The following is a 26,931-nucleotide window of genomic DNA, read 5'->3' as shown; positions in this document are numbered from 1 at the left end:
AGTATCATCGGAACATCAGGAGGCCGAGAACATGCAGGCATTTCGCATCACGCTTCCGGACGACATGGCGACCCTGGTGAAGGAGAAGGTTGCCTCAGGCGAATTTGCGAGCGAAAGCGATGTCGTCCGCGAGGGCCTGATGACCATCGCCTTACAAGATGCGGCATTCGAAACATGGCTGCAGGACGAGGTTCTGCCGACCGTCGATGCTCTTGAGCGGAATCCAGATCGCGCGCTGACTGCAGACGACTCCTGGGCGGCAATCAAGGACCACATCGCCCGGTCCAGTTTTAACGACGAGCCATGACAGATCGGCCTGTCCGGTTTACTCCGGAAGCCAACGCCGATCTGACGGAGCTTTTCGACTATCTCGCACCGCGCGCCGGGTCTACCATCGCCCTCAAATACGTTCGTGACATTCACGGCTATTGCCTCGGCTTTGCCCTCTTCCCCAAGCGCGGTTTCGCACGGGGAGATCTACGGCCAGGGCTCCGTGTGGTCGGCTTTCGCCGCCGGGCCAGCATCGTCTTTCAGGTGAAGGACGAGCAGGTAACCATCATTCGCATCTTTCATCACGGCCGCGATGTTCGCATCTCCGACGAAAGCCCTACTCCGCCGCCGCGGCCACCGCGCCGTCGCGGTTCTTCAGGAGCTTGAACACGATACTGTCCATCAGAGCCTGGAAGGAGGCGTCGATGATGTTGTCGGAGACGCCGACGGTCCACCAGCGGGCGCCGGTGGCGTCTGTGGATTCGATGAGGACGCGGGTGATGGCCTCGGTGCCGCCGTTGAGGATGCGGACCTTGTAGTCCGCGAGTTCGAGATCAACAATCTCGTGCTGGTACTTGCCGAGATCCTTGCGCAAAGCGAGATCGAGCGCGTTGACCGGGCCGTGGCCTTCCGCGACGGACAGGGTCTCTTCGCCGTCGATCGTCACGCGGACGACGGCTTCCGACACGGTCTTCAATTGGCCGTTGGCGTCGAACCGGCGCTCCACCATGACCCGGAAGCTTTCGACATGGAAGAAATCGGGCACGTGGCCGAGCGTGCGGCGGGCGAGGATGGCGAAGCTCGCATCCGCGCCTTCATAGGCATAGCCGGTCGCCTCGCGCTCCTTGACGATGGAGATCAGCTTGTCGAGCCGCGGATCGTCCTTGCCGACGACGATGCCGCGACGCTTCAGGGCGTTGATGAAATTGGCCTTGCCGCCCTGGTCGGAGACCATGACCTTGCGCAGGTTGCCGACGCTTTCCGGCGTGACATGCTCGTAGGTCCGCGGGTCCTTGAGAAGCGCGGAGGCGTGGATGCCGGCCTTGGTGGCAAAGGCAGAGACGCCGACATAGGGCATCTGGTGGTCGGGCGAGCGGTTAAGCAGCTCGTCGAAGGCGTGGGACAGCTTGGTCAGCTCCTGCAGGCGGTCCAGGTCGATGGCCGTCTCGAAGCGGCTGGAATAGACGTCCTTCAGCGCGAGCGTCGGGATGAGGGTGACGAGATTGGCGTTGCCGCAACGCTCGCCGATGCCGTTGAGCGTGCCCTGGATCTGGCGCACGCCCGCCTCGACCGCGGCCAGCGAATTGGCGACCGCCTGCCCCGTATCGTTGTGCGCGTGGATGCCGAGGCGGTCGCCGGGGATGCCGGCAGCGATGACGGAGGCGACGATGGCGCGGATCTCCTCCGGCTGCGTGCCGCCATTGGTATCGCAGAGCACGATCCAGCGCGCGCCGGCCTCATGCGCGCTCGTGGCGCAGGCGAGCGCGTAGTCGGGGTTCGCCTTGTAGCCGTCGAAGAAGTGCTCGCAATCGACCATGGCCTCGCGGCCGCTCGCCACGACGGCGTCCACGGAGGCCGTGATATTGTCGAGGTTCTCCTCGTTGGTGCAGCCGAGCGCGACGGCGACGTGATAGTCCCAGCTCTTCGCCACGAGACAGACCGTGTCGCTTGCCGACTGCAGAAGTGCGGCCAGCCCCGGATCGTTGGCGGCGGAGACGCCGGTGCGCTTGGTCATGCCGAAGGCGACGAAACGGGCGTTGCGGGTGCGGCGCTTGGCAAAGAAGGCGGTGTCGGTCGGGTTTGCGCCGGGATAGCCGCCCTCGACGTAATCGATGCCGAAATCATCGAGCATCGATGCGATGGCGATCTTGTCCTCGACGGAAAAATCGACGCCGGGCGTCTGCTGGCCGTCGCGCAGCGTGGTGTCGAACAGGTAGATGCGCTCGCGCTTCATGGCTCAGGCGTCCTTGCCGGCGAAGGTGTCTGTGGCGCGGATCAGCCGGTCGAGGATGCCGGGCTCGCTCATCGCGTGGCCGGCGCCTTCGACCAGATGGAATTCCGCCTGCGGCCATGCCTTGTGCAGGGCATAGGCGTATTTTGCCGGGCACGGCATGTCGTAGCGGCCCTGGATGATGACGCCGGGAATGCCGTGGAGCCGATGCGCATCGCGCACGAGCTGGCCCTCGTCCATCCAGCCGGCATGCACGAAATAGTGCGTTTCCAGCCGGGCGAAAGCGTCGGCGAAATCGTCTTCGGCGAACTTGCTGCTGGTGTCGGGCTGCGGCAGGAGGGTGATGGTCTCGCCCTCCCATCTGCTCCAGACCTTGGCCACCTCGCGGCGCAGCGCCATGTCGTCGCCCGTCAGGCGGCGATAATAGGCCTGCATCATCTCGTGGCGTTCTTCGGGCGGAATCGGCGCGACGAAGCGCTCGTATTTCTCCGGGAACATTTCTGAGACGCCGAACTGGTAGTACCAGTCGAGCTCGGCTTTCGTCAGGGTGTAGATGCCGCGCAGGACGAGTTCCGAGACGCGCTCGGGATGGGTTTCGGCATAGGCGAGCGCCAGCGTCGAGCCCCAGGAGCCGCCATTGACGAGCCATGTGTCGACGCCGACCATCTCGCGCAGGCGCTCGATATCGGCTACCAGATGCCAGGTCGTATTTGCCTCGAGACACGCATGCGGCGTGGACTTGCCGCAGCCGCGCTGATCGAAGAGAAGCACGTCGTAGAGCGCGGGATCGAACAGGCGGCGATGATTGGGGCCGCTGGTGCCACCCGGCCCGCCATGCAGGAACACGGCGGGTTTTGCGCCGGGCGTGCCGGAACGCTCCCAGTAGATCGCATGCCCGTCGCCGACATCCAGATGACCGGACGCATAGGCCTCGATCGGCGGATAGAGGCCGCGAAGGGTGGTGTCCGTATCGTGATCGAGGGTCATAGGTTCAGTCCGTGGGTGGGCCAGTCGGCCGTATCGTGATCGGGATGCTGGAAGGAAATGACGGCTTCCTGCTGTGCGTAGTAATCCGGGTCGGCATGAACCGGCTGATCGAAGATCGTGTGGACCCAGGGGATACGGGCCTCGACATTCACCTGGATCTGCGGCGCGAGATCCGTGCGGTCGTCGAACGCGCCGATGGCGATTTCAAGCCCGCCCGGATGGCGATAGGCAAGCGGCGTGCCGCAGGAGGCGCAGAAGCCGCGGGCGATATTGATGGACGACTGGAACCAGGCCGGCTCGCCGCGGCTCCAGGTGAAGCCATCCTCCGACACGGTGACCAGAGGCCCGAAAAAGCCGCCGAACGCCTTCTGGCACATGCGGCAATGGCAGATCGACGGGCGGCCGAGCGTGCCCTTGAAACGGAAGCGCACGGCGCCGCACTGGCAGCCGCCTGTTCTCTCAGCTTCGTTCATCGCGGTCTCTCCTGCGGCGGCCATTGATCCGTCTCGTGGTCGGGATGCTGGTAGGACACGAGACCATCGAGGAACGGTGCATCATCGAGGTCTTCTTCGGTCGGATGACCCGGCAGATCCTGCAGACGATCGACGAATGCGATCTTCGCCTCGGTGCCGAACTGGGTGACGGGCGCAAAGGCGGAGGGATCATCGAAGGCTCCACTCGCAATCGCCATGCCGTCCGGAGCCTCGTATGTCAGCGGCGTCCCGCAATCGCCGCAAAAGCCACGCGTCACGACATTGCTGGAGCGGAACGTTTTCCGTTCGCCGCGCGTCCATTCGAAGGTCGCTCCGCGCACGGAGACGAGCGGCGCGTAATAGGCGCCGAATGCCTTCTGGCACATGCGGCAATGGCAGATGGAGGCGTCGGTCAGCCTGCCTTCCGCCCGGAAGCGCACGGCACCGCACTGGCAACCGCCGAAGTGTACGTCCGTCGTCATGAACCGGTCCTCTTCTGATGCGCGAGACGGGAAAAGCCTGCTGCGTCAGCGGTATATCGCCGGCCGCTCACAGTCTGAATCGTCAAGCGCGCGTATTGCATGAACGGCCAGATCATCGCACTTTCCTCCCGCATTCACCCTGCAGTGCCGCGTTTCGCCGGCCGATCCGGCGCTCCTGCTGCCCTTCATTCCATGCCGATCAACGCCAGAAAGCAAGGCCGCTTCTCCTCGCGCGGCCTTCTAGCGCTTGATCTCCCAGGTCGTCACCCGCTCTCCCGTCTCCGCGTCCTTGCCGTCCTTCAGCTGGATGCCGTCGGTCAGAAGCGCGTCGCGGATGCGATCGGCTTCCGTGAAGTTCTTGGCCTTGAGAAGTGCCAACCGCTCCTCGATCCGCTGGTTGACGTCGGCCCACCGGTCCTCGTCGGCAAGGCCGAGGTCGAGATCGCTCGCCTGCTGGCTCAGACGCTCGATCGCCTCGAAACCCATCAGGTCGAGGTGCCCGAGGAAGGCGGCGGCAGAGGCCAGATCGCCTTTCGCGGCGTCGGTCGCGAGCTGGTTCATGCCGGTGATGACCGGATAGAGATTGAGATCGTCGAGAACGGAGCTTTCCGGCGGCAGCGTCCAGTTCGGCGCGTCCGGCTGTTCGGCCAGAAGGGCCGCGACCCGCACCTTGGCGTCCGCCCAGCGATGGACGATGCCCTGCGCCTCCTCCAGCCGCTTGAGGCTGAAATCGATCGGCTGGCGATATTGGGTCATCAGCATGGCAAGACGCAGGACCTCGCCCGGCCATTGCCGGCCGCCGAAGTTTTCCGTGTGCAGAAGATCGTGGATCGTGACGAAATTGCCGTCCGACTTCGACATCTTGCGGCCTTCGATCTGCACGAAGCCGTTGTGCATCCAGACGTTCGCCATGGCGCTCGTGCCGTGCGCGCAGCGCGACTGGGCGATCTCGTTCTCGTGGTGCGGGAAGATGAGATCGAGGCCGCCGCCATGAATGTCGAAGGTTTCGCCGAGATAGCGGTGGCTCATGGCGGAGCACTCGATATGCCAGCCGGGACGGCCGCGACCCCAGGGGCTTTCCCAGCCGGGCTCGTTGTCGGAGGAGAGCTTCCACAGGACGAAATCGCCGGGGCTCTTCTTGTGCGCATCGACCGCAATGCGGGCACCGGCCTGCTGTTCGTCGAGGTTGCGATGCGAAAGCGCGCCGTAATCGGCCATCGAGGTCGTGTCGAACAGCACCTCGCCGGCCGCGACATAGGCATGCCCGCGTGCGATCAGCGCGTCGATGATCGTGATCATCTCCGCGATGTTCTCGGTGGCGCGTGGCTGGACGGTCGGCTCCAGCGACCCGAGGGCGCGGGCGTCCTCCAGGAACTGCGTTTCGGTCTTCTCGGTCACGGCCCGTATGGCAGCGTTGAGCGGCAGCTCCGGAAAATCGCGGAGCGCACGCGCGTTGATCTTGTCGTCGACGTCGGTGATGTTGCGGACATAGGTCACGTTCGCCTCGCCATAGAGATGGCGCAGCAGGCGGAACAGGACGTCGAAGACAATGACCGGGCGGGCATTGCCGATATGCGCGAAGTCGTAGACGGTCGGGCCGCAGACATAGAGACGGACATTGTCGGCATCGATCGGCGCAAACACGGCCTTTTCGCGCGTCAGCGTGTTGTAGAGCCTCAGTGCCGGCACGTCCGTCATGCGTATCGTCTCCCCGTCTTCCTGTCGTTTGTCTTTACGTCGTCGTCGTCACGTTGTTCCAGAGCGGCGGATGGCCGCCGCAGAGTGCGCACATCACGCGCGCTGGCCGGCCGGCCTTCGCGTTGTCATCTTGGTCTTGGGTAAGGAGACGAAACGGAAGAGGCCAGCGCGAAGCGCTAGCGAATGATCGAGCCGCAGAGAATGCAGGTTTCCGTTTTCATGGCGGCTTTATCGCCGTTCTCGTCCTTTGGGTCAAGGCCCCGCACCGGACGGCACAGGTGGCCGGCGCGGCGCCCCGTCCGGTTGCATTGCAGCATGAATCTCGTGGCGTTGCAGCATGCTTTTCCGCGCAAAAAGCTCGCAGGAAGGTCATTAATTTGTCATGATTGAACCGCTTGAAAACCACAGATTTCCAGGAGAGTCGGGCTTGCGGGGACAACGCAAGAGAAGCTCGAATCTCCCGGAACGAACGAGGTCCTGCAGGTTGCATGTTCGGCCAAGCGGGACCCGATCCGGGACGGAAATGATTTTAAGGAGAGAGTGACATGACGGAACGCAAGACGGACACGGCCGAGACCGCTGCCAAGAACGAGACGCTGATCGACCGCTATCGCCCGCTCGGCCTGAAGGCCGTGGCCGCCGCGGCCCTGCATCAGAAGCCCAAGGCAGCGGCGGAGACGGCGAAGGTTTCGGATCGCGCCCGCGACTGGCGCGAGCACTGATCGCGCGCAGCGGCAAAGCCGATCCGGTCGCTGCGGCCGGACAGTCAGAACATTGACAGCTGAGGACCGTCGCCCTTGTCGGGCGACGGTTCCGGATCCGCCTTATGACCACCGGGCTTTCCGGCTGTTTTGGATGCCGCGTCGGTCGGGGCGACGACCGGCGCCTGGATATCCGGCGTCGTGTTGGCGACCTTGTTGACGGCATCGGACACCGGCACGAACTCGAAGAGATCGTCGTCGGCCGGCACCATCAGGTCGGCGACGTCGCGCGGTTCCTGCGTCTTGCAATCGAGCCAGCGCTCGAAATTTTCCGGGCGGATGATCACGGGCATGCGATCGTGGATGAAGGACATCGCCGCATTGGCGCGCGTCGTCAGGATCGCCCCCGTATCCATCTCGGAGCCATCGGCCGACGCCCAGGTTTCCATCAATCCGCCAAACGAGACGATGCCGCCGGCTTTCGGCCGGATCCAGTAGGCTTGCGACGGCAGGCCGCTTTCCTTCGGATGACGCCGCCATTCGTAAAAGCCCGAGGCGGGCACGAGGACGCGGCGGTGACGCATGGCGGCGCGGAACGAGGCCTTCTCGATCGCCGTCTCGGCGCGGGCGTTCAGGAGAAGCGGAAAATCGTTAGGATCCTTGACCCAGCCCGGCAGGAAGCCCCAGCGCACCAGCGCGACGCGGCGCGGCGGCGCATTGCTGCGGGGGTCCGTGCGGTCGGCGGCGGTGACGACGAGGATCGGCTGCGTCGGCGCGATATTGTAGCGCGGCGGGAAATCGCCGGCCTCGATGACGGCGAGCGCCTCCTCGAGTTCCTCGGGCGTGACCGTCAGGGCAAAACGTCCGCACATGGTTTGGTTCTCCCCGTGATGGGCGACCGAAACAGCCCTCATCCACTGCCGGCGACGATGCGTTCCGCATCGGATCGCACCGACCCCGCTCGCTGATGTAGGATCGATTCGCACACAACGCCAGAACGGAACCACCATGACTGCCTCTCCACCGCCCGCCCCGTCCCCCACGCCCTCTCCCGCCCTTGCTTCGTCGGCGATCGTCGTACGCGACGGGCGCTACCTGCTCGTGCGCCGCTCCAAGCCGCCGTCTGCGGAGATGTACGCCTTTCCCGGCGGAAGGGCGGAGCCGGGAGAGACGCCGGCGGAGACAGCCGTGCGGGAATTGCTGGAGGAGACCGGCCTTTCCGGCTCGGCACCGCAGCTTTTTGCCACCTACGACCTGCCGGCCGACAGGGCGGATGGCGCGGGCGGCCGGCACTTCTTCCTCTCGGTGTTCCGCGTCGAGGCGGATAGCGACGCGGAGGCCGTGGCGGGAGACGATGCGGCGAGCCTCGGCTGGTTCACTGCGGACGAGATCGCCGCGCTGCCGGCCCCGCCGAGCGTGCGCGACTGCATCGCGAGGCTGGAAGCGTTGCGGACCTCATGAGGCGGCCGGGGCTTGCGAAATCGACGAAATCCGGCATTTTCGCCGGCATGACTCTCGCTCATCCCTCGCGCTTCGTTCTTCGTTTGCGCTCTGTCGTCCCCTCGCGCGCCGCCCTTGCAGGCCTCCTGCTTCTCGGCTTGCCGATGCCCTTTGCGCTCGCCCAAACCGCGCCGTTGCCTGCCCCGGAAGCCCCGGCGGCAAAGCCTGCGCCCTATGATGCGCGGTTGTTGCGCATGGCGGAGATCGTCGGTTCCGTCACCTATCTGCGGACGCTGTGTGCCGATGCAGGCGCTGCGGACTGGCGATCCGACATGCAGGCGCTGATCGACCGGGAGGCCGGCGCGGAGGCCGATCGCAAAGCGCGCCTTACCGCCGCCTTCAACAGGGGTTACCGTAGTTTTGCTGCGGTCTACACAAGCTGCACGCCGAGTGCTGTGCTGGCCGACAAACGCTACCGTGACGAAGGGGCAACACTGGCCGCCGAAATCGTCTCGCGCTTTGGAAATTAGGTGTCCGTTAACCTTTTTTCGAACGGGCCGTGTCGTTTCGGTAAAAGACTGCTAGTCTTGTTAAGACCATGGTAACAAGTACCGCCGCGATTCCGAACCGGCGTGATGTGAAAGCGTAAATTGCATGGAACGATCGATGGAGCAGAGCCTCAACGAGATAGACGATATGATCGTCCACGAGAAGATGCAGGCGGCCCTGGAACATCAGAACGAGGCCTGGGCAGACGGCATGGCGGACGGCATCGAGCCGGAGATCATCGCCGACGCTGCGATCGCGCTCGCCATGCGCGAGACGATCCGCCTTCACGGCGAGGACGGGGCCGAGGCCATGCTGAATTCGTTGCGCGAGCGCATGCTTGCCGGCGAGTTTTCTCCGCAGCGCTCGCTTCAATAGCCGCTGCCCGATACGGTCACGTCCTCTTCGCGGACGGCCCGAGCAGTCACGAGCCGGCAGTCGCGCCAGAGCGGCAGCGCCCCAGCAGTAGCGAGAATGCCATGACACGTTCGTCGGACAGCCGGAGTTCCTCCGCTCTTCTGGGTGCGCTTGCATTCGCCGCCCTCATCGCCTCGACATGCCTCATTCCCCCGGCACCCGCCTTCGCGCTCAGCCAGTTGCGGACGATCCCGGGCGACGCGGCGGCGGACGAGCCGGATGCGGCGCCGAAAGACGACGAGATCGCGCCACGTGCGCCAAGTGCGCCGGGCGGCATTCCCATGCCCGATCCGCTGGTGAACAAGCAGACCGCCCCGGCACGGCCCGGCAAGGCCGAGAGCCAACCCGGCAAGGCGCCTGCCCCGGAGACACCTGCGGCCGAGACGCGTGACGGCCCTGTCGAAGTGCTGACGGACGTCTCCAAGATCCCGAAACCGGTCGCCCGCATGCGCGAACTGATCGTCGAGGCCGCCGCCTCCGGCGACATCGAGCGTCTGCGCCCGCTGCTCGGCAAGGGCGAGACGGCAACGGCCATCGGCGACAGCGAGGAGGAAACCGATCCGGTCGCCGCGGTGAAGAGCCTCTCCGGCGATGCCGACGGCCTCGAAATTCTCGCCATCATGCTCGACGTGCTGTCCACGGGCTTTACCGTGATCGACAAGGGCACGCCGGATGAAATGTATGTCTGGCCCTATTTCGCGGCCAAGCCGCTCGACAGCCTGACGCCGCCGGAAAAGGTCGATCTCATGCGCCTCGTCACCGCCGGTGACGTCGCAGCGATGCAGGAATTCGGCAGCTATAATTTCTACCGCATCGGCATTACGCCGGACGGGCAATGGAAGTTCTTCATCGGCGGCGATTGATCGCCCGGCCATGTCGGTGATTGCCATGTTAGAGATTGCGATGTCGGGGGATTGCGATGTCGGGGATTGCGGTGTCGGACCGGGCTGGACGCTTGCAGGGCCGCCGTCGAAAGCCTACCTCTGGAGGACGCGCGCGTCTCACCATTCCGCCGATGGTTTGCGAGGCGCGCGGGCGCCGTCCATCCCAGGTTTGACGCTTGCAGGCTGCGCTCGACCGATTTCCATTCCCTGGGCAGTCCAGCCCTTTCAGGATCGACCATGTCCCTTCTCGCTGTCCCCGATCGCGCTCTCGTCACGGTTTCCGGAGAGCCGGCCGTCGCGTTTCTCCAGGCGCTGATCACCACCGACCTCGTGCTGCTGGCCGCGGATGAGGTTCGTCCCGGCGCGCTGCTGACGCCGCAGGGCAAGATCCTGTTCGACTTCCTCGTGAGCCGGACGGAAAGCGGCCTGCGGCTGGAGACGGACGCGGACCAGGCGCCCGCGCTCCTCAAGCGGCTGACGCTCTACAAGCTTCGCGCGCCGATCACGCTGTCTCTCGACGCCGACACCGATGTCGCCGTGTCGTTCGAGCCGGTCGAGGGCGCATTGCGCGACGTGCGGTTTGCGACATCGGGCGCGCCGATCTTCCGGATTTACGGCGTCAAGGGCGTCGATGACGTCGAGGGGCGGATCGACGCCGCGCGCATTGCGGCCGGCATCGCCGTCTCCGGCGCAGACTATGTGCTGCAGGACGCCTTTCCCCACGACATTCTTCTCGACAAGAACGGTGGCCTTTCCTTCCGCAAGGGCTGCTATGTCGGGCAGGAGGTCGTCTCCCGCATGCAGCACCGGGGCACGGCGCGGCGGCGGGTGGTGACGGTCGAGGGTGTCTCCGATCTGCCCGCCTCCGGCACGGCGATCACGGTCGGCGGCAAGGCGATCGGCACGCTCGGCAGCGTCGCCGGCCACACGGGCCTTGCCATCGTGCGGATCGACAAGGTGGGCGAGGCGCTGGCGCGGGGCACGGACATTCTCGCAGGCGAAGTCAAGGTGGCGCTGGCGCTGCCCGCCTGGACCGGGCTTGCCTTCCCCGTGCCATTGCCGGACGCGACGCCTGAAACTTCCGAGGCCGGCGCCTGATGTCGCCACGGGCCTGGCAGCGCATGCTCTCCGGTCGGCGGCTGGATCTGCTCGATCCATCGCCGCTCGACGTCGAGCTTTCCGACATCGCGCACGGACTGGCGCGCGTGGCGCGGTGGAACGGGCAGACGCACGGGCCGCATGCCTTTTCGGTCGCGCAGCATTCGCTGATCGTCGAGGAGATCTTTCGCCGCAACGGCCGCGCGAGTGCGGCGGAATGCCAGATGGCGCTACTGCACGATGCGCCCGAATATGTCATCGGCGACATGATCTCGCCGTTCAAGGCGGTGGTCGGCGGCGGCTACAAGGTGGTGGAAAAGCGGCTTGAAGGCGCGATCCACCTGCGGTTCGGCCTGCCGCCGATCACGCCCGACACGGTCAAGGACCGGATCAAGAAGGCCGACCAGATCGCCGCCTATTTCGAAGCGACCGTGCTTGCCGGCTTCACGCTGGAAGAAGCCCGGCGCATCTTCGGCCAGCCGCGCGGCATCACCCGCGACATGCTGGCGATGGAGCCCCTGCCCGCGCTCGATGCGCAGCGGCTGTTCGTGGCGCGGTTCGAGGCGATCGAGGCCGAGCGGGCGACGGATCGCGGATCGGAGAGGGCGGAACCATGAGCGTGATCGTCGTCTCGCCGCTTGCCCGGATCGGGGAAATGGCCGTCCGGCACGGCTGCCGCGACATGCTGAGCCTGATGGCCGTGGGGCACACGTTCCACCGACCGGGGGTGATCGCCGCCGAGAGGCACCTGACGCTCGGACTGAACGACATCACCTTTGCCGGCAATGACAGGCTGATTGCGCCCGCCGAGACACACGTGGAGGCGATCGTCACTTTTGCCCGCGCCTGGCAGCGCGAGACGCCGCTGCTGGTCCACTGCTGGATGGGCGTGTCGCGCTCGCCGGCGGCAGCCGCCATCGTCGCGCTGGCAATCGCGCCCGACCAGGACGACGAGGCCCTGGCGGACCGGCTGCGCGCGGCCTCGCCCTTTGCCACGCCCAATGCCCGGCTGATCGCGATCGGCGATGCCATGCTCGGCCGCGGCGGCCGGCTGGTGGCCGCCATGAAGCGCATCGGGCGCGGCAGGGACGCGGACGGCAACACGCCGTTCGTGTTCGACCCCCTGCCTTTTTCCGTCACCCCGCCGATGGTGCCCGCCGATGCCGAATAAAGATGCTGGAGGCGAAATGACCGTGGAAATCGGTCTGAACGCGGCCATCGTCGCGATGGTCGACAGATCGCCGCGCATTCTCGTCGTCAGCGAGGGCGGCGATGGGGGGCTGGATGCCCTGCCCTTCGGCCCCTTCGACCCGGCCATGCACCGCACCTTCGAAACAAGCCTGCGGGCACGCGTCGAGGAGCAGACGGCGCTCGATCTCGGCTATATCGAGCAGCTCTACACGTTTGGCGACCATGGCCGGCAACGGCTGGCGAACGAGGATCGCCTGCACATGGTCTCCGTCGGCTATCTCGCGCTGACGCGGAGCGACCCGGAGACCACCTTGCGCCTGGCAGAGGTCGGAGCGCAGTGGCGTGACTGGTATGCGTATCTGCCGTGGGAAGACTGGCGGCGCGGACGCCCCGCGGTGCTCGATCGCGTCATCCTGCCGGCCCTGGCCGCCTGGGAACGGGACGACCCCGCCAACCGACGCAGCCGCCTGCGCCTCGCCTTCGGCCTCGACGATTTCCCGTTCGACGAGGAACGCGTGCTGGAGCGCTACGAGTTGCTCTACGAGGCGGGGCTCGTTGCGGAAAGCCGCAGCGATGCCGAGGGGCACGGCTTGGAAACACGCCCCGATGGCGTGGGTCAGGGCGTCGGTTTGGCCATGCGACACGATCACCGCCGGATCGTCGCCACGGCCGTCGCGCGGCTGCGCGGAAAAATCAAATACCGGCCCGTCATCTTCGAACTCATGCCGCCGGAATTTTCGCTGACGCGCCTGCAGGAAGCGGTCGAGGCCATTTCCGGACGGCACCTGCACAAGCAGAATTTCCGCAGGCTCGTGGAGGGTGCGTCGCTGGTGGAGCCGACGGGCATGACCACTGGGGCGACCGGCGGGCGACCGGCCGCGCTCTTCCGCTTTCGACGGCAGATCCTTGACGAGCGACCGGCGCCGGGCCTCAAACTCGGCAGTCGCTGAACCGTACCAAGATGCGGCGTGCGGTTGACCCGCGGGCCTCCCGCCCCATGTCCCCTCCTTCCAACGAAGAGGGCCTTTCATGGAATCACAACAGCCAGACGTCATCCTTGCGACCCGCACGGCGCTCAGCCAGGCGTCCGCTCTGGCCGTGCAATACTCGTTCTCGATCGTCGGCGCACTGGTGCTGCTCTGTGCCGGCTGGCTTATTGCCCGGCTGCTGCACAACTGGGCCTATGCCGGCCTGAAGCGGGTGCACGGGATCGACGAGACGCTGGCCCGGTTCTTCTCCAACATCATCCGCTACGCCCTGCTGGTGCTGGTCTTCGTCACCGTGCTCGGCCAGTTCGGGGTGCAGACGGCCTCGATCATCGCCGCACTCGGTGCTGCCGGCCTCGCCGTCGGCCTCGCTCTGCAGGGCACGCTGCAGAATATCGCGGCCGGGATCATGCTCCTCGTCCTCCGGCCGTTCAGGGTCGGCGAATCCATCGAGACATCGAGCGTGACGGGCACCATTCGCGAGATCGGGTTGTTTGCGACGGAGCTGGTGGATTCCGACGGGGTCTATCGGCTCGCTCCGAATTCGACGCTCTGGAACACGCCGGTGCGCAATTTCAGCCGCCTGCCAACGCGCAAGCACGACCTGACGATTTCCGTCGGCGCCGCCGAAGACCTCGACGCGGCGATGCGGCGGCTGCTGGATATCGCCAAGGGCACTGACACCGTTCTTGCGACACCGGCACCGTCCGTGTTCATCTCGGAACTTGCGGGCGATGCGGCCAGCGTCACGCTGCGCTACTGGGTCTCGACGTCGAACTGGTGGGCGACGACGCGCAGCATGCTGAAGCAGGTGAAGGACGAGTTTGCGGTGAAGCCCGAGCCGGAAGACAAGACAGAAGCCCAGACGGACGAAGACCGGGGCGATGACCCCGGCCCTCTCGGTCCCTGATCAGCAGCCGCCAGGTTTACTGGATGACGGCGCAGGCGAGACGCTCGCCCGCGTCGCCGGACGGCTGGCTGCGATTGTCGTCGGGCTTGGCGTGGATCATCAGGGCGCGCCCTCGGATGCCGTTGGCCTTATCGTCCAGCGTCACCATGCTGTTGAACACCTGCGCGCGCAGCGTGCCGTCTGCACCGACATACTGGTTGGGCATATCGCCTGCATGCGGGCCGTTGGCCGCAAGGAAGCCGTGTTCCGTCTTGTCCGGGTTGAAGTGGCCGCCTGCGGACTCGTGCTTATGGGCCGGATCGCATTTTCCGGTTTCATGCACGTGGAATGCGACCCAGGTACCCGCCGGCAGGCCGGTCACCTCGACCTCCATGAACACGCCATTCTTGCCGGCGGTCAGGAGCGCACGGCCGGTCTCCTTGTCGTCCTTGCCGACAAAGCTAGCCTTGGCCGTCTGGGACTGCATTTGCGCGGCGGCGGGGCCCGCTGCGACGGTGGCAGCCAGCGTGGCTGCCGTGAGAGTGATCAATGCCGATCTCATGATGTTCCTTCCCTGATGCTCCCGATCCCACGGGAAACGGTGTCGCGTCGTCGCACGACCGCAGAACTGCAACGCCGGGCAACCCCGGGCGGTTCCCCACACAAGCGCGTGAGGAGCATGCGAAGGCACGACGGTCAGATGAAACGGATGACGGATGTCACGATGATGATGAGGGAGACGGCCACCATCAGCGGGCGGACCGGAAGGTGCTTGACGATATAGGCCCCGATGGGCGCGGCCAGCACACCGCCGATGATGAGGCCGACCGCCGCATCGAGTTGCGACCAGCCGAGCGTGACGATGAAGGTGGCGGAAATCGTCAGCGTCACGGCGAACTCGGTGAGGCTCGTGGAGCCGATCACTTTCTTCGGGTTGTGGCCGCGACCGATGAGCGAGGTCGTGACGATCGGACCCCAGCCGCCGCCGCCGGCCGCATCGAGGCCGCCGCCGGCAAAGCCGATAACGGGCACCAACCCGTCATGCACATCGCGCCGGGACGTCGGCCGGAACGCCTTGAACAGGATATAGAGGCCGATGAGGATGAGGTAGACCGACACGAACGGCTCGATGACCTTGCCGTCGATGTTGGAGAGGATGTAGGCGCCGAGAATGCCGCCGATCATGCCGGCCGGCGCGAGACGCGCCACGAGCTTCCAATCGACGTTCCGCTGCCAGACATGCGAGGCGCCGGAGGCCGCCGTGGTGAAGACCTCCGTGATGTGCGTCATCGCGCTGGCGACCGCCGGCGGCATGCCGAAGGCGAGAAGAGCGGTGGTACACAGGACCCCGAAGGCCATGCCGAGCGCGCCATCGACCAGTTGCGCGAAAAAGCCGATGAGGATGAACATCCAGATATCGCTCAAATGCCGTCTCCGTTGTCGTCTCCAACGGGCTTGTCCCGTCAGGGGGCGCCGATCCCGATGTCGAGACCGATATCGAGCGTCGGCGCCGCCATGGTGATCTTGGAGGTGGAGATATAGTCCACGCCCGTCTCGGCAATGGCGGCGATGGTCTTAAGATCGACGTTTCCCGAAGCCTCGAGCCGCGTGCGCCGCCGGTCCGTCGCGTACGGATCGGCCGGGAGCCCCCAATGCGCGGCATTCAGCGCCACGGCCTCGCGCAGCAGGTCCGGTCCCATATTGTCGAGCAGGATCGCGTCGGGCGTGGCGGTCAGCGCCTCCCGCATCTGCTCCAGCCCGTCCACCTCGACCTCCACCTTGACCAGGTGGCCGGCATAGGCCTGGGCCGCGCGGATGGCCGGCGCGACGCCGCCGGACACCGCGATGTGGTTGTCCTTGATGAGAATGGCATCGTCGAGGCCATAGCGGTGGTTCGACCCGCCGCCGAGCCGCACCGCATATTTCTCGACCGCGCGAAGGCCGGGCAGCGTCTTGCGCGTGCAGCAGACGTTTGCGCCCGTGTGGGCGATGGCGTCGGCATAGCGGGCGGTCAGGGTGGCGACGCCGCTCAGATGCATGAGGAAGTTCAGCGCCACCCGCTCCGCCGAGAGGAGACCGCGGGCCGGGCCGGAGATGCGCGCGATGGCCGTGCCGGCGACGACGCGATCGCCATCCTTTGCCAGCGCCTCGAAGGCCAGCGCGGGATCCACCAGGCGGAAGGCGGCGCGGGCAAGATCGAGGCCGACGACGACCCCGGCCTCCCGGACGTTCAGGATGGCCGTCGCCTCGAGATGCGGCGCGATGGTGGCCGCCGTGGTGATATCGCCGGCGCGGCCGAGATCCTCGAGCAGGGCGGCGCGGACGATGTCCTCGACCATGAGGGTGGGCATGTAAGGTGGAAGAGCGGTCATCGCGGGTCTCTCGAAAGGAAGCTTTAGCATCAGGCAAGTGCGGTTTCCGTCGCGTCGGCGACGATCCGGTCGGCCTCGTCGAGCGTCAGGAAGGTCCGGTGCTGCCAGCGGGTGTTCGGCTCGGGGAAATCGGAGCGGAAATGACCGCCGCGACTTTCCTCGCGCGCAAGCGCGCCGGCCACGATCAGTTTGGCGGTCGTGACGATGTTGGCAAAGCGCAGCCGCGGCGTGTCGCGCTCCAGCGTTGCGATGGCGCGGGCGGCGGTGAGCAGGCCCGCCCGATCGCGGATGACGCCGGCATGGGCGGACATGATGCGGCGGAGTTTTCGGAGTTGCGGGCTGTCCTCGACCGTCACGAGATCGTCGCTCTCGCCGGCATTGCCGGCCCAGTTGCCCTGGCGCGGCGCCGGCAGCATGCCCTGGATGTTCTCGGCGATGCGGGCGGCGAAGACGACGGCCTCCAGCAGGGAGTTCGAGGCAAGCCGGTTGGCGCCATGGACGCCGGTGGACGTTACCTCGCCCGCCGCCCAAAGCCCGTCGATCGAGGTGCGACCCTCTGCGTCGGTGAGGATGCCGCCCATGTGATAGTGGACGGCCGGCACGACCGGGATCGGCTGCGTCACCGGGTCGATGCCGGCCGCCTTGCAGGAGGCATAGACCGTGGGGAAGGCCTGCGGGAAATGGTCGCCGATGGCCTCGCGGCAATCGAGGAAGGCGCCACGGCCCGCGGAGACTTCGGCAAACACCCCGCGCGAGACGATGTCGCGCGGCGCAAGCTCGCCGTCGGGGTGGATGGCGCGCATGAAGCGGTGGCCGGCGCCGTTGACGAGATGCGCCCCGTCGCCGCGAAGGGCTTCGGTTGCGAGCGGCGCGGGGTCGCGGCCGATGTCGATCGCGGTCGGGTGGAACTGGACGAATTCGGGATCGGCGATGATCGCGCCGGCGCGGGCCGCCATGCCGACGCCCTGCCCGCTCGCCTCGCGCGGGTTGGTGGTGACCGCAAAGAGATGACCGACGCCGCCCGAGCAGAGGACGACGGCGCGCGCCGGGAAGGAGACGCGGGTTCGCGACTGTCCGGCATCCGGCCGGGCGATGACGCCGGCGACGAAGCGGCCCTCGCGGATCAGATCCTCCACGACATAGCCTTCCATGACGCGGATCGAGGGCGTTGCCCGGACGGTGGCGATCAGCGCCTCCATGATGGCGCGCCCGGCCATGTCGCCCTTGACGCGGACGATGCGCCGCTCCGAATGCGCGGCCTCGCGCGAGAGCAGCAGATGCCCTTCCAGATCGCGATCGAAGGGCACGCCATAGGCGAGGAGATCGTGGATGCGGGCCGGACCTTCCGCGACCATGCCACGGGCCATCTTCTCGTCGACAATGCCGGCCCCGGCCGCCAGCGTATCGGCCACGTGGCTGTCGATCGAATCGCCCGGGCTCATGGCCGCGGCGATCCCGCCCTGCGCCCAGGCCGAGGAGGCGCCATGGCCGATGGGTGCGGCCGCCAGCACCGTGACCGGGCGCGGACTGAGCTTCAGCGCGCAGAACAGGCCGGCCAGCCCGGCGCCGACGATGACGATGTCATCGATGCCGTTGAAGGACTGGGGACGAAAATGATCGGTCAGCATGGCAGTCTCCTCCGCCGCCTCCGTGAGGCCATCTCGCGTCTCGCAGGCCTCCGCCATCCCTCTTGTCCGAGACGACGGATGGCCTGGAGCGCTACTGCTTGAGGTTGATCATCCGTTCGACGGCCAGCCGCGCGCGGTCGGCGATCTCGGGATCGATCAGCACCTCGTCCGTCATGGTCAACAGGCTGTCGAGGATCTTCGGCAGGGTGATGCGCTTCATGTGCGGACAGAGGTTGCACGGCTTGACGAACTCGACGCCCTCGACCTCCGCCTGGATGTTGGAGGCCATGGAGCATTCGGTGACCAGCAGAACCTTCGGCGGGCGCTTGTCCTTGACGTAGGAGATCATGCCGGCGGTGGAGCCCGCGAAATCGCAGACCGCGATCACGTCCGGATGGCATTCGGGGTGGCCGATGATCTCGATGCCGGGATGCGCGGCCTTGTAGGCAAGCAGTTCGGCGGCCGTGAAGCGCTCGTGCACCTCGCAATGCCCCTTCCAGGTGAGGATCGTCTTTTTGGTCTGCCTGGCGACGTTCATCGCCAGGTATTCGTCGGGGATGCAGAGGACGGTGTCGCTCTCCAGGCTTTCCACGATGGCCAGCACGTTGGACGAGGTGCAGCAGATGTCGGTCTCGGCCTTCACGTCGGCGGAGGTGTTGACGTAGGTCACGACCGGCACGCCGGGATAGCGCTGCTTCAACAGGCGGACATCGGCGCCAGTGATCGATTCCGACAGGGAGCAGCCGGCGCGGGAATCGGGAATGAGCACCGTCTTCTGCGGGTTGAGGAGTTTCGACGTCTCGGCCATGAAGTGCACGCCGCACTGAACGATGATCTCGGCATCCACCCGCGTCGCGTCGCGGGCAAGCTGAAGGGAATCCCCGACGATATCGGCCACGCAGTGGAAGATCTCGGGCGTCTGGTAGTTGTGGGCGAGGATAACGGCACCTCGCTCCCGCTTCAGCCGGTTGATGGCGGCGACATAGGGCGCATAGACCGGCCATTCGAAGGCGGGGATGAAATCGCTGACCTTGCGGTAGAGATGCTCCGTCTCGCGGGCAATCTCGGGCGTGAAGGCGAGGTCCGGCATCGGGCGCACGCCGAAGCGCTCGGCAGCCGTCGGCAGGTGCCGCGGCGCTCCATCGTCCCTTGAATGAACTGCCTGCGTCATGCCGTCCTCCCTCTCCGCCGCTCCACCACGACATCGCATATACTCATAATGAGCATAAACGGGCCAAAACAAAACCGGCATTGCCGGTTCTGCTGAATTAGAAAGTTTTGTGACGGATATCAAGACGGCCGGACAGGCTTTTTATCAGGTCGAGCATAAGCGACCGCCTCGGGCGGGTGCGTCACGCCATCGCCGGCCGGGTGACGGCTTTTTCCTCGATGGGCCAGTTGACGACGGCGGCGGCGAGCCCAAGGGCGACGCCGATCCACCAGACCGGATCATAGGATCCGAAATGATCGTAGAGATAGCCGCCCATCCACACGCCGAGGAACGAGCCGAGCTGGTGCGACAGGAAGACGATGCCGCCGAGCAGGCCGAGATGGCGCGTGCCGAACATGATGGCCACCAGGGCATTCGTCGGCGGCACGGTCGATAGCCAGAGCAGACCCATGGCGATGGCGAAGAGGATGACGCTCAGCGGCGATTGCGGCAGCAGGAGGAAAGCCGCGACGATGATCGAACGGCCGATATAGATCAGAGAGAGAAGATAGGGCTTGGAATATCGCTGCCCGATGACGCCCGCCGACAGCGAGCCGATGACGTTGAAGAAGCCGATGAGCGCGAGCGCGATGACGGCGTAGCGCGCATCGATGCCGATGTCGCCGATATAGGCGGGAAAGTGCGCGGTGATGAAGGCGATCTGATAGCCGCAGACGAAGAAGCCGGACACGAGCAGAAGGTAACTCTTGTGGCCGAGCGCCTCCTTCAACGCCTCGCCGATCGACTGTTTGTAGACCGACTGTTTCTGCGAGCCGGACGTGGCGTTGCCGCGCAGGGGAATGGCGACGAGCGGCACGACCAGCATCATGAGGCCGAGATAGACAAGGCTGTCGGACCAGCCGAAGGCCGAGACGAGGCCCTGGCTCAGCGGCGCGAACAGGAACATGCCGGCGGAGCCCGCGGCTGTGCCGATGCCGAACGCCATGGAGCGCTGCTCCGGCGTGACGTTGCGGGCAAAGGCCGAGAGGACCGTGCCGAAAGACCCTGCGCCGACGGCCAGCCCGACCAGCACGCCGCCCCCGACATGCAGCCAGACCGGCGCCGTGGCGAAGGCCATGACGATCAGGCCTGTCGCGTACAGCGCGCCCGACAGCGCCAGCACCCGCCACGTGCCGTATTTGTCGGCCATCGCGCCGAAGAAGGGCTGGCTCAGGCCCCAGCAGAGGTTCTGCAGGGCCATGGCGAGGCCAAAGGTCGTGCGGTCCCAGCCGAGATCCGCCAGCATGGGCAGTTGGAAGAAGCCCATGGCCGAGCGCGGCCCGAAGGTGAGCATCGCCACCAGCGAACCCGAAACGAGGATGAGCCATGGCAAGCCTCGGCGGGGGGTGGTACCGGGCGGGACGGCAACGGACGGGATGGCGGCGGACATGGTCGGGCTCCGGAGGGTGTGCCGTGCAGGCAAGGCAAGCTATGAAGATTAGGCGAGCGAAAGCAGGATCGAAAGTGAATTCGCGTGACGAACGGATCAATCGGATTGATCGGATGACGTCAAGGACACCATTTCGTTCATGCTGCAACAGCGAACACGCCAGTGTGCATTGCAACATAGGCCCGCAGGCTCTATGACGGTCCGATGACACTGCGCTCCCTGTTTCGTGCAGCCGCCTGGGCTGCCCTCCTCGTCCTGGTCTTCGTCACGGTCTCGCCCATCGGCTGGCGACCGCATACCGTCACGGAGGTCGGTATCGACCGGGCTGCGGCCTTTGCTCTGGCGGGAGCGATCTTCGCGATCGCCTATCCGCGCCGCTGGCTCTCCCTCGCCGTGTTCCTCATCGCCGCCGCCTTCTTCATCGAGATGCTGCAATGGATCTCGCCGACCCGGCATGCAGAGGTCTCCGACGCGGTGGTGAAATCGATCGGGAGCGTGGTCGGCCTCGCGCTCGGCAAGCTGGCGCTGGTCGCCCGCCGGCGGTGGTTTTCCTCCGACGACCGGGCGCCGGACCCCGCCGGGCGAAAGATCAGCCGCGACGCTTCATAGGCCAGCGCTCGCTGCGGGTCGCAAGAATGCGGACGGGCGCCCCCACGGCGATGGGCCCCGTGCCGCGCGGCACCGCATTCCAGCCGAACAAGACGCCGGCAATCCGGCGGTCGGCCGACATGCGCTCCACGCGCAAGGCCTCGATCGGATTTCCACCCGTCCGCTCGCCTGTCTTCTGATCCTGCGTCGTCATGATGCAGCGGGTGCAGGGTTTGACGAGATCGAAGCGGATGCCGCCGATCTCGATCGCTTCCCAAAGGTCCTCGTCCCATGGCCCGTCGTGATCGATGAGGATGTTGGTGCGGAATCTGTCCATGCCGACGCTTGGCTGGTTCAGCGACGCAAGCGTCCGGTTGAGAGCATCGAGCGAACCGGTCGTCGTGATCAGGATTGGGAACCCGTCAGCAAAACCGACGGACGCGGGCGCGCCCGCCCATTCCGCACCGACCGCGCGCTCGGCCTTGTCGTCCATGTGAACGAGGCGGACGGGGCGACCGAGCCAGGAGGACAGGGTCTCGTTTGCGGCATCGTCGGCGCAGGCCGCATCGACGCTGCTCGACCAGACGCGGACCATCATGCGCCGGTCGCCGGCAAACCGCACCGACAGGCTGGCAGCGCCCTTCTTCAGATCGACACCGCCCGCCTGCGGCACGGCCGAAATCTGCGCCAGTGTCTGGCATTCCCGCTGGGTGATGAACGTGCCGTCCGGATCGACCAGCATGAAGCGGCGGTCACCGGCAAGACCGTCATACCCGACATCGGCCTCATCGACAGGCATCGCCCGACCGCTCTTCAGCGGATGGATGTTGAGAGCTGTGACACGGGCGTCCAGGGGTATCTGGGAACTTTGCGGCATCTGGGCGGTCCTCCGACGGCGGCTTGGTGCATCCTTCTAACCGCCGAAGGATCACGCCGTCGATGGCATTCTTCCATTCGGGTTTCTTGATTGCGCATCTCTGGGGTGCGCGTCTCTCGTGTGGGCCTCCCTGGCCTGCGTCTCGCTGGGCCGGGCCAGACCATCGACCTGGCCGGCGCGATGCCGTTTCCAGCCCTCCACCAGCCAGCGGCGGGCCGGGTCCTCGACCAGATGATAGGAGAAGGTGGCAAAGACGACGGCGATGCCGACGGCCAGCACGACCGAGACGGCACCGGGCAGGAACATGCCGAGGGTCTTCATCGACAGGAACATGACCGGCACGTGGAAGAGGTAGAGCGAGAAGCTGATCTTGCCGAGGAACCGCAAAGGCGGGCTCGCGAGCACGGCTCTCGACAGGGTGTGTTCCTGCGCCGTCAGGAAGACGATGACGCCCGCCGTGACGGCCATGACCAGCCCCCAGCCGTCATGCTGGTCGCGCCACATCAGCATCTTCGACAGGAAGACGAAGCCGAGCAGAGCCAGGGTCGCGATGCCGACGGCCGGGCCCGTCGGCCGCAGGCGCCCGGATGCGAAGAGAAGGCCGGCGGCGACACCCGACAGGAAGAAATGAATCTTGGAGGGCAGCAGGATGCCCGGCCCGGGGAAATCGAAGACGGCATCCAGCATCAGGCACACGGTCAGGAACAGGGCGAGAAACCGGTACTTCCTCGGATTGGACAGGCACAGCCAGACCAGCAGGAAGAAGAAGTAGAACTGGATTTCCGGCGGCACCGACCAGAAGACGCCGGACGAGCCGAGCAGGACGACATGCCTGAGGATCTCCACCGGACCCTCGATCGGATGGATGTAATCGAGGCCCGGGACGGACGACAGAAACACCACGAACAGCACGGCGACGAGATAGACCGGATAGATACGGGCGAAGCGGTGCACGAGATAATCGGTGGCGGCCACCCGATCGATCGGGCGCGCCGCGTAGAGGCTAGCCATGAGGAAACCGCTGAGCGCGAAGAAGATCTCCACCGCCTCCGCGCCGATATTCAGCGAGAACCATCCCGGCAGATGCGGATACAGAAGAGCGACGTGCGAGACGACCACCAGAAAGGCGGCGATGCCTCTCAGGCCATCGAGGCTCGCAATGTGTCTGGTGGCGCGCATGGACATCCCGCTGGCAGCCGTTTCCGGTCACGTCGTGAAAGGTGACGCTCCCGGACACAACATCATCGCGATGACACCAAGTCAAATATTCGCGTCTCCTTTCAGAAGTCGCGGTTAACGCTTGAACAGGCGACGACGCTGGACACGGCGCTTGTCCGGATCAGCCGATTTCCTGCATCAGCATGTCGACGACGGTGCGCAGACGCTGCTGCCGTTCCCCGGCCATGCGCCGGCCGCTCCCGGTCTGGAAATTGGCGGCGAGTTTGAAGAGCTTGACCTCGAAATGATCGAGCGCGAAGGCCTTGTCGTCGAGCGGACGGTGCTGGGCAAGGGGATCGACCGGATCGTAGAGACCGCTGCCGAGACGCCCGGCGATGTAGAAGCAGCGGGCGGCACCGATCATGCCGATCGCATCGAGCCTGTCCGCATCCTGAAGAATTTTTGCCTCCAGCGTTTCCGGCGGAATGCCGGCCGAGAAGCTGTGCGTGAGGACGGCGTGGGCGACCGCATCGATATCAGACGCGCTCCAGCGAAGGCCTGCCAGAAGCCCGCGGGCCTTCTCCGCCGACAGCCGGGAGGCGTTTGCGCGGTTGGGCGCGTTCTTCTCCACCGCCACCCCGTCATGCAGCAGCACCGCCGCGCACAGCAGACGCAGGTCGCCGCCCTCCTCCGCCTGCAGGCGGCAGACATTGCGCCAGACGCGGATCAGATGCGCCGCATCGTGCGAGCCGTCATCGCCCGCCGCCCCTTCGGCAAGCAGTGCTCCGGCCAAATCCTCGAAAGGGGCGAAGGCGGCGGTGAGGCCGGGTGAGGCCACGACCTCGGACTGTCTCCCGGTGGGCGTCATGGGTCTGTTCCCGCCGGCGCATCGTCGGCCTGTTTCGGCCGCGATGTGAGGACCTTCTGATAGAACAGCCCGATGCCGATGAGCACGAGGCCGAGGCCGATGAAGGACAGGGCCCGGAGCAGTCCTTCCAGATTGGCCATGTCGAACAGGAAGACCTTGAGCACCGTCACGAAGACGAGCACGCCGGACACGATGCGCATGACGCGGCTGTGGAAGCGAAGGCTGGCGACGAGCAGAACCACGCCGAGGACGAGCCAGACGACCGAATAGGTATAGGTCTCGCCCGCCAGGAAGCCCTTCCAGTCGGCAATCCCCGGCCCCTGCCAGGCACGGCGCACCGACAGCGTGGCCCAGGCGAAGGCCAGCAGAGCCGCAGCCGTCGCGAGGGCCGCGACGAAGACCGGCGGGCGCCGGCCGACCGCCACGCGCGCGAGACCGGCATAGGCAAGACCCGGCAGGAGATAGCCGATCAGCAGGAGATCGAACAGCGGATAGGGGCCGAGCATCTCGCCGGTCAGATAGGGGTTGAGGACAAAGAGATGGGCCGACAACGTCATCAGCAACGAGAGGACGCCGAGGCCGATGCTTCCATAGCGCAGGAACGAGCCGGGACGACTGAGATCGAGCCGCATCAGGATGGCCGAACCGCCGATGACCAGCAGCGTGTAGATCGACTGTTCGGCGAGCGACGGTGCCCCGCCCTGCAACTGGCCGCCATTCATGGCGTGACGCACGAGGATGGCGAGCGTCAGCAGGGCGAACAGGCTGGCGATGGCCTGCAGCGCGTTCCGCAGCCGGTCGGACGGCCAGTCGCGCAGCGCATAGGCCGACCCGAGCGCGAGCAGCGCGGGAACGCCGTAACCCGGCAGCAGCGCGTTGAACACGGGCGTGCGGCCAAGGGCGAGCGGTCCGACGATGGTCGGCTCCCAGCCGATGCGCGCGAGCACCAGAACGAAGCCGAGAGCGCCGACCCAGGGCAGCGCCACCCAGTTGCGAACCTTCGTGGCCGCGATGAAGGCAGCGGCGAAGACCGCCATTGCGAGCACCGTTCCCAATCCGTCCGACAGCGCGTGCGCGGCAATGACGAGATGGCCGAGCGCGCCGGCCAGCAGCAACCCCTGCGCCACCGGCGGCAGGCGTGCATCGCGGCGAAAGAACAGCTCCGCCAGCGTGAGGAAGGCGACCGCGGCGACCGTCGCGGCCAGGCCATGCAGCGGATCGAACGCATAGGTGCCGAGAATCAGGAAGGAGAGCCCGACACAGGCGACCGACGTGACGGCCGCCAGCCCTGCCCACAGCATGGCGAAGCGCGCTCTTCCGGAATGACGGTGCAGCGCGAAGGCGCAGAGCGCGATGAAGATGGTCGCAAGGCTGAGCGCCGCAAAGGACGACGTCGAAAACGGCCGGTCGGCGACGACGCCGATGCTGGAGAGTTCCAGAAGCTGCGGCAAGGTGGCGAGCGTGGAGACACCGAGCACGGCCATGAGACCCGCTGCCAGTGCGGCCGAAACGGCGCGCACGCGCAAGGCGCCGAGGAGGCCGAGGGCGGCGGTGACCGCCAGGAATTCATAGGTCGGATTGCCGATGGTCTCCGTCAGCGGCCCGATGAGCGAGAGGCCGGTCATCAAGACGGCAAAGGCGCCGGTGAGAATGATGGGCGCGTGGCGTGGCAGCAGCAGGCGGCGCCAGGGCGCGGCGCGGCGCGGCGGCACGGCGACGGGGCCTTCGGCTGGGACCTCGGCGACCTCGCCGGTCGGTTCGGTTGGCTCCGGGACAGGATGGTCGTCTTCGACGGTCTCGGGCTCCGCATCGTCGGCGCCGGCCGGCCACACGAAAGCATGACCGAAGATGAGGACGAGCAGCGAGAGGGAGACCGGCAGGGTGACGGCCGGATCTGCCGCGATCAGATAGACCGTGCCCCAGAGCGCGAGGCCGATATTGGCGAGAGCCGGCACGATGCGCCAGCGACCGATCCGTGCGGTGGCCATGGAGGCGAGCCACACCAGCGACAGGAAGGCAAAGAGGCTCCAGGGAGAAGGATCGTCGGCATCGATCAACAGCGGCGTAACGAGCGAGGCGGCGAGACCCAACCCCGCCAGCGCCTGTCCGTGGCGCAGCGACAGGAAGAGCACGAAGAACGAGACCAGCCCCATGAGAACGAAGGCGGTCGTCGGTCCGATGAACGCGTAGACCGCATGCGCCGCAAAGATCGCGCCGAGGATCGTCACCGCGCCGGCCGCGGTCAGGATGCCTGGGATCATGGCATTGCCGAACCGCCGCGCCCCTTCGACGGAGCCGCGCCTCAGGATCATCTCGCCGCCCGCCATCAGGCCCGCGCCGAACAGCGCGGCCAGCACGAGCCGCACGGCCGGGCTCAACAGCCCGGCATCGATCGAGACCTTGACCAGGAAAATACCGCCCAGCGCCAGAGCGATGCCGCCGACCCAGACGGCCCAACGCGCGCCGAGCCAGCTTTCGAAGGATTCGCGCGGCTTTTGCGGCTCGGTTTCCGGCGGCGGCGCGGGCGGCTCCCCGGCCTCCAGCGTCTCGGGCTCGATCACGGCCTCGCTTGCCGTTGCGCCATCGACCTCGTTGTTCTCATCCACCACCACGACCTCCATTGCCGCGCCTGCCGCAAGTGCGGCTTGCGGGCGGTCGGCGGAGAGACGCGCGACCTCGGACTGGAGGAAGGCGATGTCGCGGGTGAAGCGCTCATGGGCCTGGCGCGTCCGGGCAAAGGCCAGAAACGAAAAGACGAAGGCGGCGAGGACAAGGAGGTCGGTCATGGGTACCCGTCATACAGACCCCTGCGGCAGCGGCCGACGGA

General features: G+C 66.1%; 29 protein-coding genes. 13 read left to right on the top strand and 16 right to left on the bottom strand.

Going from position 1 to position 26,931, the window contains the following annotated elements; translation table 11 throughout:
• Positions 1-31: 31 nt before the first annotated feature.
• Positions 32-307, top strand: coding sequence for a hypothetical protein (locus ASG39_RS09975; protein ID WP_062594818.1), 276 nt, complete (start codon positions 32-34; stop codon positions 305-307).
• Positions 304-657 carry a type II toxin-antitoxin system RelE/ParE family toxin gene (locus tag ASG39_RS23270; protein ID WP_082477115.1) on the top strand — a complete coding sequence of 118 codons (354 nt, stop codon included), beginning with the start codon at positions 304-306 and terminating at the stop codon, positions 655-657. The genes ASG39_RS09975 and ASG39_RS23270 overlap by 4 nt, the downstream gene beginning before the upstream one ends.
• Here ASG39_RS23270 and cimA read toward each other — a convergent pair.
• The 5 genes from cimA to cysS all read right to left on the bottom strand — a co-directional run bounded on the left by cimA (position 608) and on the right by cysS (position 5,861).
• Positions 608-2,224, bottom strand: coding sequence for a citramalate synthase (gene cimA, locus ASG39_RS09970; protein ID WP_062594817.1), 1,617 nt, complete (start codon positions 2,222-2,224; stop codon positions 608-610). The genes ASG39_RS23270 and cimA overlap by 50 nt on opposite strands.
• Positions 2,225-2,227: 3 nt before the next feature.
• Positions 2,228-3,208 (bottom strand): prolyl aminopeptidase, encoded by a 981-nt coding sequence (gene pip / locus ASG39_RS09965; protein ID WP_062594816.1) that lies wholly within the window; start codon positions 3,206-3,208, stop codon positions 2,228-2,230.
• Complete coding sequence (locus tag ASG39_RS09960) at positions 3,205-3,681, bottom strand: GFA family protein (protein WP_062594815.1); 477 nt, start codon at positions 3,679-3,681, stop codon at positions 3,205-3,207. The genes pip and ASG39_RS09960 overlap by 4 nt, the downstream gene beginning before the upstream one ends.
• Complete coding sequence (locus tag ASG39_RS09955; protein ID WP_062594814.1) at positions 3,678-4,163, bottom strand: GFA family protein; 486 nt, start codon at positions 4,161-4,163, stop codon at positions 3,678-3,680. The genes ASG39_RS09960 and ASG39_RS09955 overlap by 4 nt, the downstream gene beginning before the upstream one ends.
• A 240-nt stretch (positions 4,164-4,403) precedes the next feature.
• On the bottom strand, positions 4,404-5,861 hold the full coding sequence (gene cysS / locus ASG39_RS09950) for a cysteine--tRNA ligase (protein WP_062594813.1): 1,458 nt from the start codon (positions 5,859-5,861) through the stop codon (positions 4,404-4,406).
• Positions 5,862-6,406: 545 nt separating this feature from the next.
• On the opposite strand from cysS, the gene ASG39_RS23810 reads away from it, so the two are divergent.
• Positions 6,407-6,583 (top strand): hypothetical protein, encoded by a 177-nt coding sequence (locus tag ASG39_RS23810; RefSeq protein ID WP_156468099.1) that lies wholly within the window; start codon positions 6,407-6,409, stop codon positions 6,581-6,583.
• Between the two features lie 44 nt (positions 6,584-6,627).
• Here ASG39_RS23810 and ASG39_RS09945 read toward each other — a convergent pair whose 3' ends face one another.
• Positions 6,628-7,434 (bottom strand): SOS response-associated peptidase, encoded by an 807-nt coding sequence (locus tag ASG39_RS09945; protein ID WP_062594812.1) that lies wholly within the window; start codon positions 7,432-7,434, stop codon positions 6,628-6,630.
• Positions 7,435-7,570: 136 nt separating this feature from the next.
• On the opposite strand from ASG39_RS09945, the gene ASG39_RS09940 reads away from it, so the two are divergent.
• The 9 genes from ASG39_RS09940 to ASG39_RS09900 all read left to right on the top strand — a co-directional run bounded on the left by ASG39_RS09940 (position 7,571) and on the right by ASG39_RS09900 (position 14,034).
• Positions 7,571-8,023, top strand: a complete 453-nt coding sequence (locus ASG39_RS09940) for an NUDIX hydrolase (protein WP_062594811.1) — start codon at positions 7,571-7,573, stop codon at positions 8,021-8,023.
• Between the two features lie 143 nt (positions 8,024-8,166).
• A complete protein-coding gene (locus ASG39_RS09935; protein ID WP_156468098.1) occupies positions 8,167-8,532 on the top strand; it encodes a TIGR02301 family protein in 366 nt (121 codons plus the stop codon).
• Between the two features lie 124 nt (positions 8,533-8,656).
• Positions 8,657-8,926, top strand: a complete 270-nt coding sequence (locus ASG39_RS09930) for a hypothetical protein (RefSeq protein ID WP_092988168.1) — start codon at positions 8,657-8,659, stop codon at positions 8,924-8,926.
• Positions 8,927-9,027: 101 nt separating this feature from the next.
• Entirely contained in the window at positions 9,028-9,828 is an 801-nt protein-coding gene (locus tag ASG39_RS09925) for a hypothetical protein (protein ID WP_062594810.1), read from the top strand.
• Between the two features lie 258 nt (positions 9,829-10,086).
• The gene (locus tag ASG39_RS09920) at positions 10,087-10,947 is read left to right on the top strand and encodes a folate-binding protein YgfZ (protein WP_062594809.1); all 861 of its coding nucleotides are present in this window, start codon (positions 10,087-10,089) and stop codon (positions 10,945-10,947) included.
• Positions 10,944-11,564, top strand: a complete 621-nt coding sequence (locus tag ASG39_RS09915) for an HD family hydrolase (protein WP_062594808.1) — start codon at positions 10,944-10,946, stop codon at positions 11,562-11,564. The genes ASG39_RS09920 and ASG39_RS09915 overlap by 4 nt, the downstream gene beginning before the upstream one ends.
• Positions 11,561-12,118, top strand: a complete 558-nt coding sequence (locus ASG39_RS09910; protein WP_062594807.1) for a tyrosine phosphatase family protein — start codon at positions 11,561-11,563, stop codon at positions 12,116-12,118. The genes ASG39_RS09915 and ASG39_RS09910 overlap by 4 nt, the downstream gene beginning before the upstream one ends.
• A 16-nt stretch (positions 12,119-12,134) precedes the next feature.
• Positions 12,135-13,088 carry an NAD regulator gene (locus ASG39_RS09905; RefSeq protein WP_156468097.1) on the top strand — a complete coding sequence of 318 codons (954 nt, stop codon included), beginning with the start codon at positions 12,135-12,137 and terminating at the stop codon, positions 13,086-13,088.
• A gap of 79 nt (positions 13,089-13,167) precedes the next feature.
• Complete coding sequence (locus tag ASG39_RS09900; RefSeq protein WP_062594805.1) at positions 13,168-14,034, top strand: mechanosensitive ion channel domain-containing protein; 867 nt, start codon at positions 13,168-13,170, stop codon at positions 14,032-14,034.
• Between the two features lie 16 nt (positions 14,035-14,050).
• On the opposite strand, the gene ASG39_RS09895 is transcribed toward ASG39_RS09900, so the two are convergent.
• From ASG39_RS09895 to ASG39_RS09870, 6 genes are all read right to left on the bottom strand, one after another.
• On the bottom strand, positions 14,051-14,575 hold the full coding sequence (locus ASG39_RS09895; protein ID WP_062594804.1) for a superoxide dismutase family protein: 525 nt from the start codon (positions 14,573-14,575) through the stop codon (positions 14,051-14,053).
• A 134-nt stretch (positions 14,576-14,709) separates the two neighbouring features.
• Positions 14,710-15,423, bottom strand: a complete 714-nt coding sequence (locus ASG39_RS09890) for a sulfite exporter TauE/SafE family protein (protein WP_062594957.1) — start codon at positions 15,421-15,423, stop codon at positions 14,710-14,712.
• Between the two features lie 53 nt (positions 15,424-15,476).
• Positions 15,477-16,385 carry a carboxylating nicotinate-nucleotide diphosphorylase gene (gene nadC, locus ASG39_RS09885; RefSeq protein WP_062594803.1) on the bottom strand — a complete coding sequence of 303 codons (909 nt, stop codon included), beginning with the start codon at positions 16,383-16,385 and terminating at the stop codon, positions 15,477-15,479.
• 29 nt (positions 16,386-16,414) lie between these two features.
• Positions 16,415-18,013, bottom strand: a complete 1,599-nt coding sequence (locus tag ASG39_RS09880) for an L-aspartate oxidase (protein WP_062594956.1) — start codon at positions 18,011-18,013, stop codon at positions 16,415-16,417.
• A gap of 91 nt (positions 18,014-18,104) precedes the next feature.
• Entirely contained in the window at positions 18,105-19,184 is a 1,080-nt protein-coding gene (gene nadA, locus ASG39_RS09875; protein WP_062594802.1) for a quinolinate synthase NadA, read from the bottom strand.
• Between the two features lie 181 nt (positions 19,185-19,365).
• The gene (locus ASG39_RS09870) at positions 19,366-20,613 is read right to left on the bottom strand and encodes an MFS transporter (protein WP_062594801.1); all 1,248 of its coding nucleotides are present in this window, start codon (positions 20,611-20,613) and stop codon (positions 19,366-19,368) included.
• A 204-nt stretch (positions 20,614-20,817) separates the two neighbouring features.
• On the opposite strand from ASG39_RS09870, the gene ASG39_RS09865 reads away from it, so the two are divergent.
• Positions 20,818-21,222: a VanZ family protein gene (locus ASG39_RS09865; RefSeq protein WP_062594800.1), complete on the top strand. Its 405-nt coding sequence runs from the start codon at positions 20,818-20,820 to the stop codon at positions 21,220-21,222.
• Here the strand turns inward: ASG39_RS09865 and ASG39_RS09860 are convergent.
• The 4 genes from ASG39_RS09860 to ASG39_RS09845 form a co-directional block, all read right to left on the bottom strand.
• A complete protein-coding gene (locus ASG39_RS09860; protein ID WP_062594799.1) occupies positions 21,203-22,078 on the bottom strand; it encodes an MOSC domain-containing protein in 876 nt (291 codons plus the stop codon). The two genes, ASG39_RS09865 and ASG39_RS09860, sit on opposite strands and share 20 nt — an antisense overlap.
• Positions 22,079-22,129: 51 nt before the next feature.
• Positions 22,130-23,257, bottom strand: coding sequence for an acyltransferase (locus tag ASG39_RS09855; RefSeq protein WP_162242426.1), 1,128 nt, complete (start codon positions 23,255-23,257; stop codon positions 22,130-22,132).
• 160 nt (positions 23,258-23,417) lie between these two features.
• Entirely contained in the window at positions 23,418-24,104 is a 687-nt protein-coding gene (locus ASG39_RS09850) for an HD domain-containing protein (protein ID WP_062594797.1), read from the bottom strand.
• Entirely contained in the window at positions 24,101-26,890 is a 2,790-nt protein-coding gene (locus ASG39_RS09845; protein ID WP_062594796.1) for a DUF2339 domain-containing protein, read from the bottom strand. Before ASG39_RS09845 ends, ASG39_RS09850 begins: the two co-directional genes overlap by 4 nt.
• Positions 26,891-26,931 lie beyond the last annotated feature (41 nt).

Origin of the sequence: Rhizobium sp. Leaf371, from assembly GCF_001424045.1 — a bacterium.
In the GTDB taxonomy this organism is placed as follows: domain Bacteria; phylum Pseudomonadota; class Alphaproteobacteria; order Rhizobiales; family Rhizobiaceae; genus Ferranicluibacter.
The sequence above is the reverse complement of the archived record's forward strand: the minus strand, read 5'-3'. Positions and strand labels throughout refer to the sequence as shown.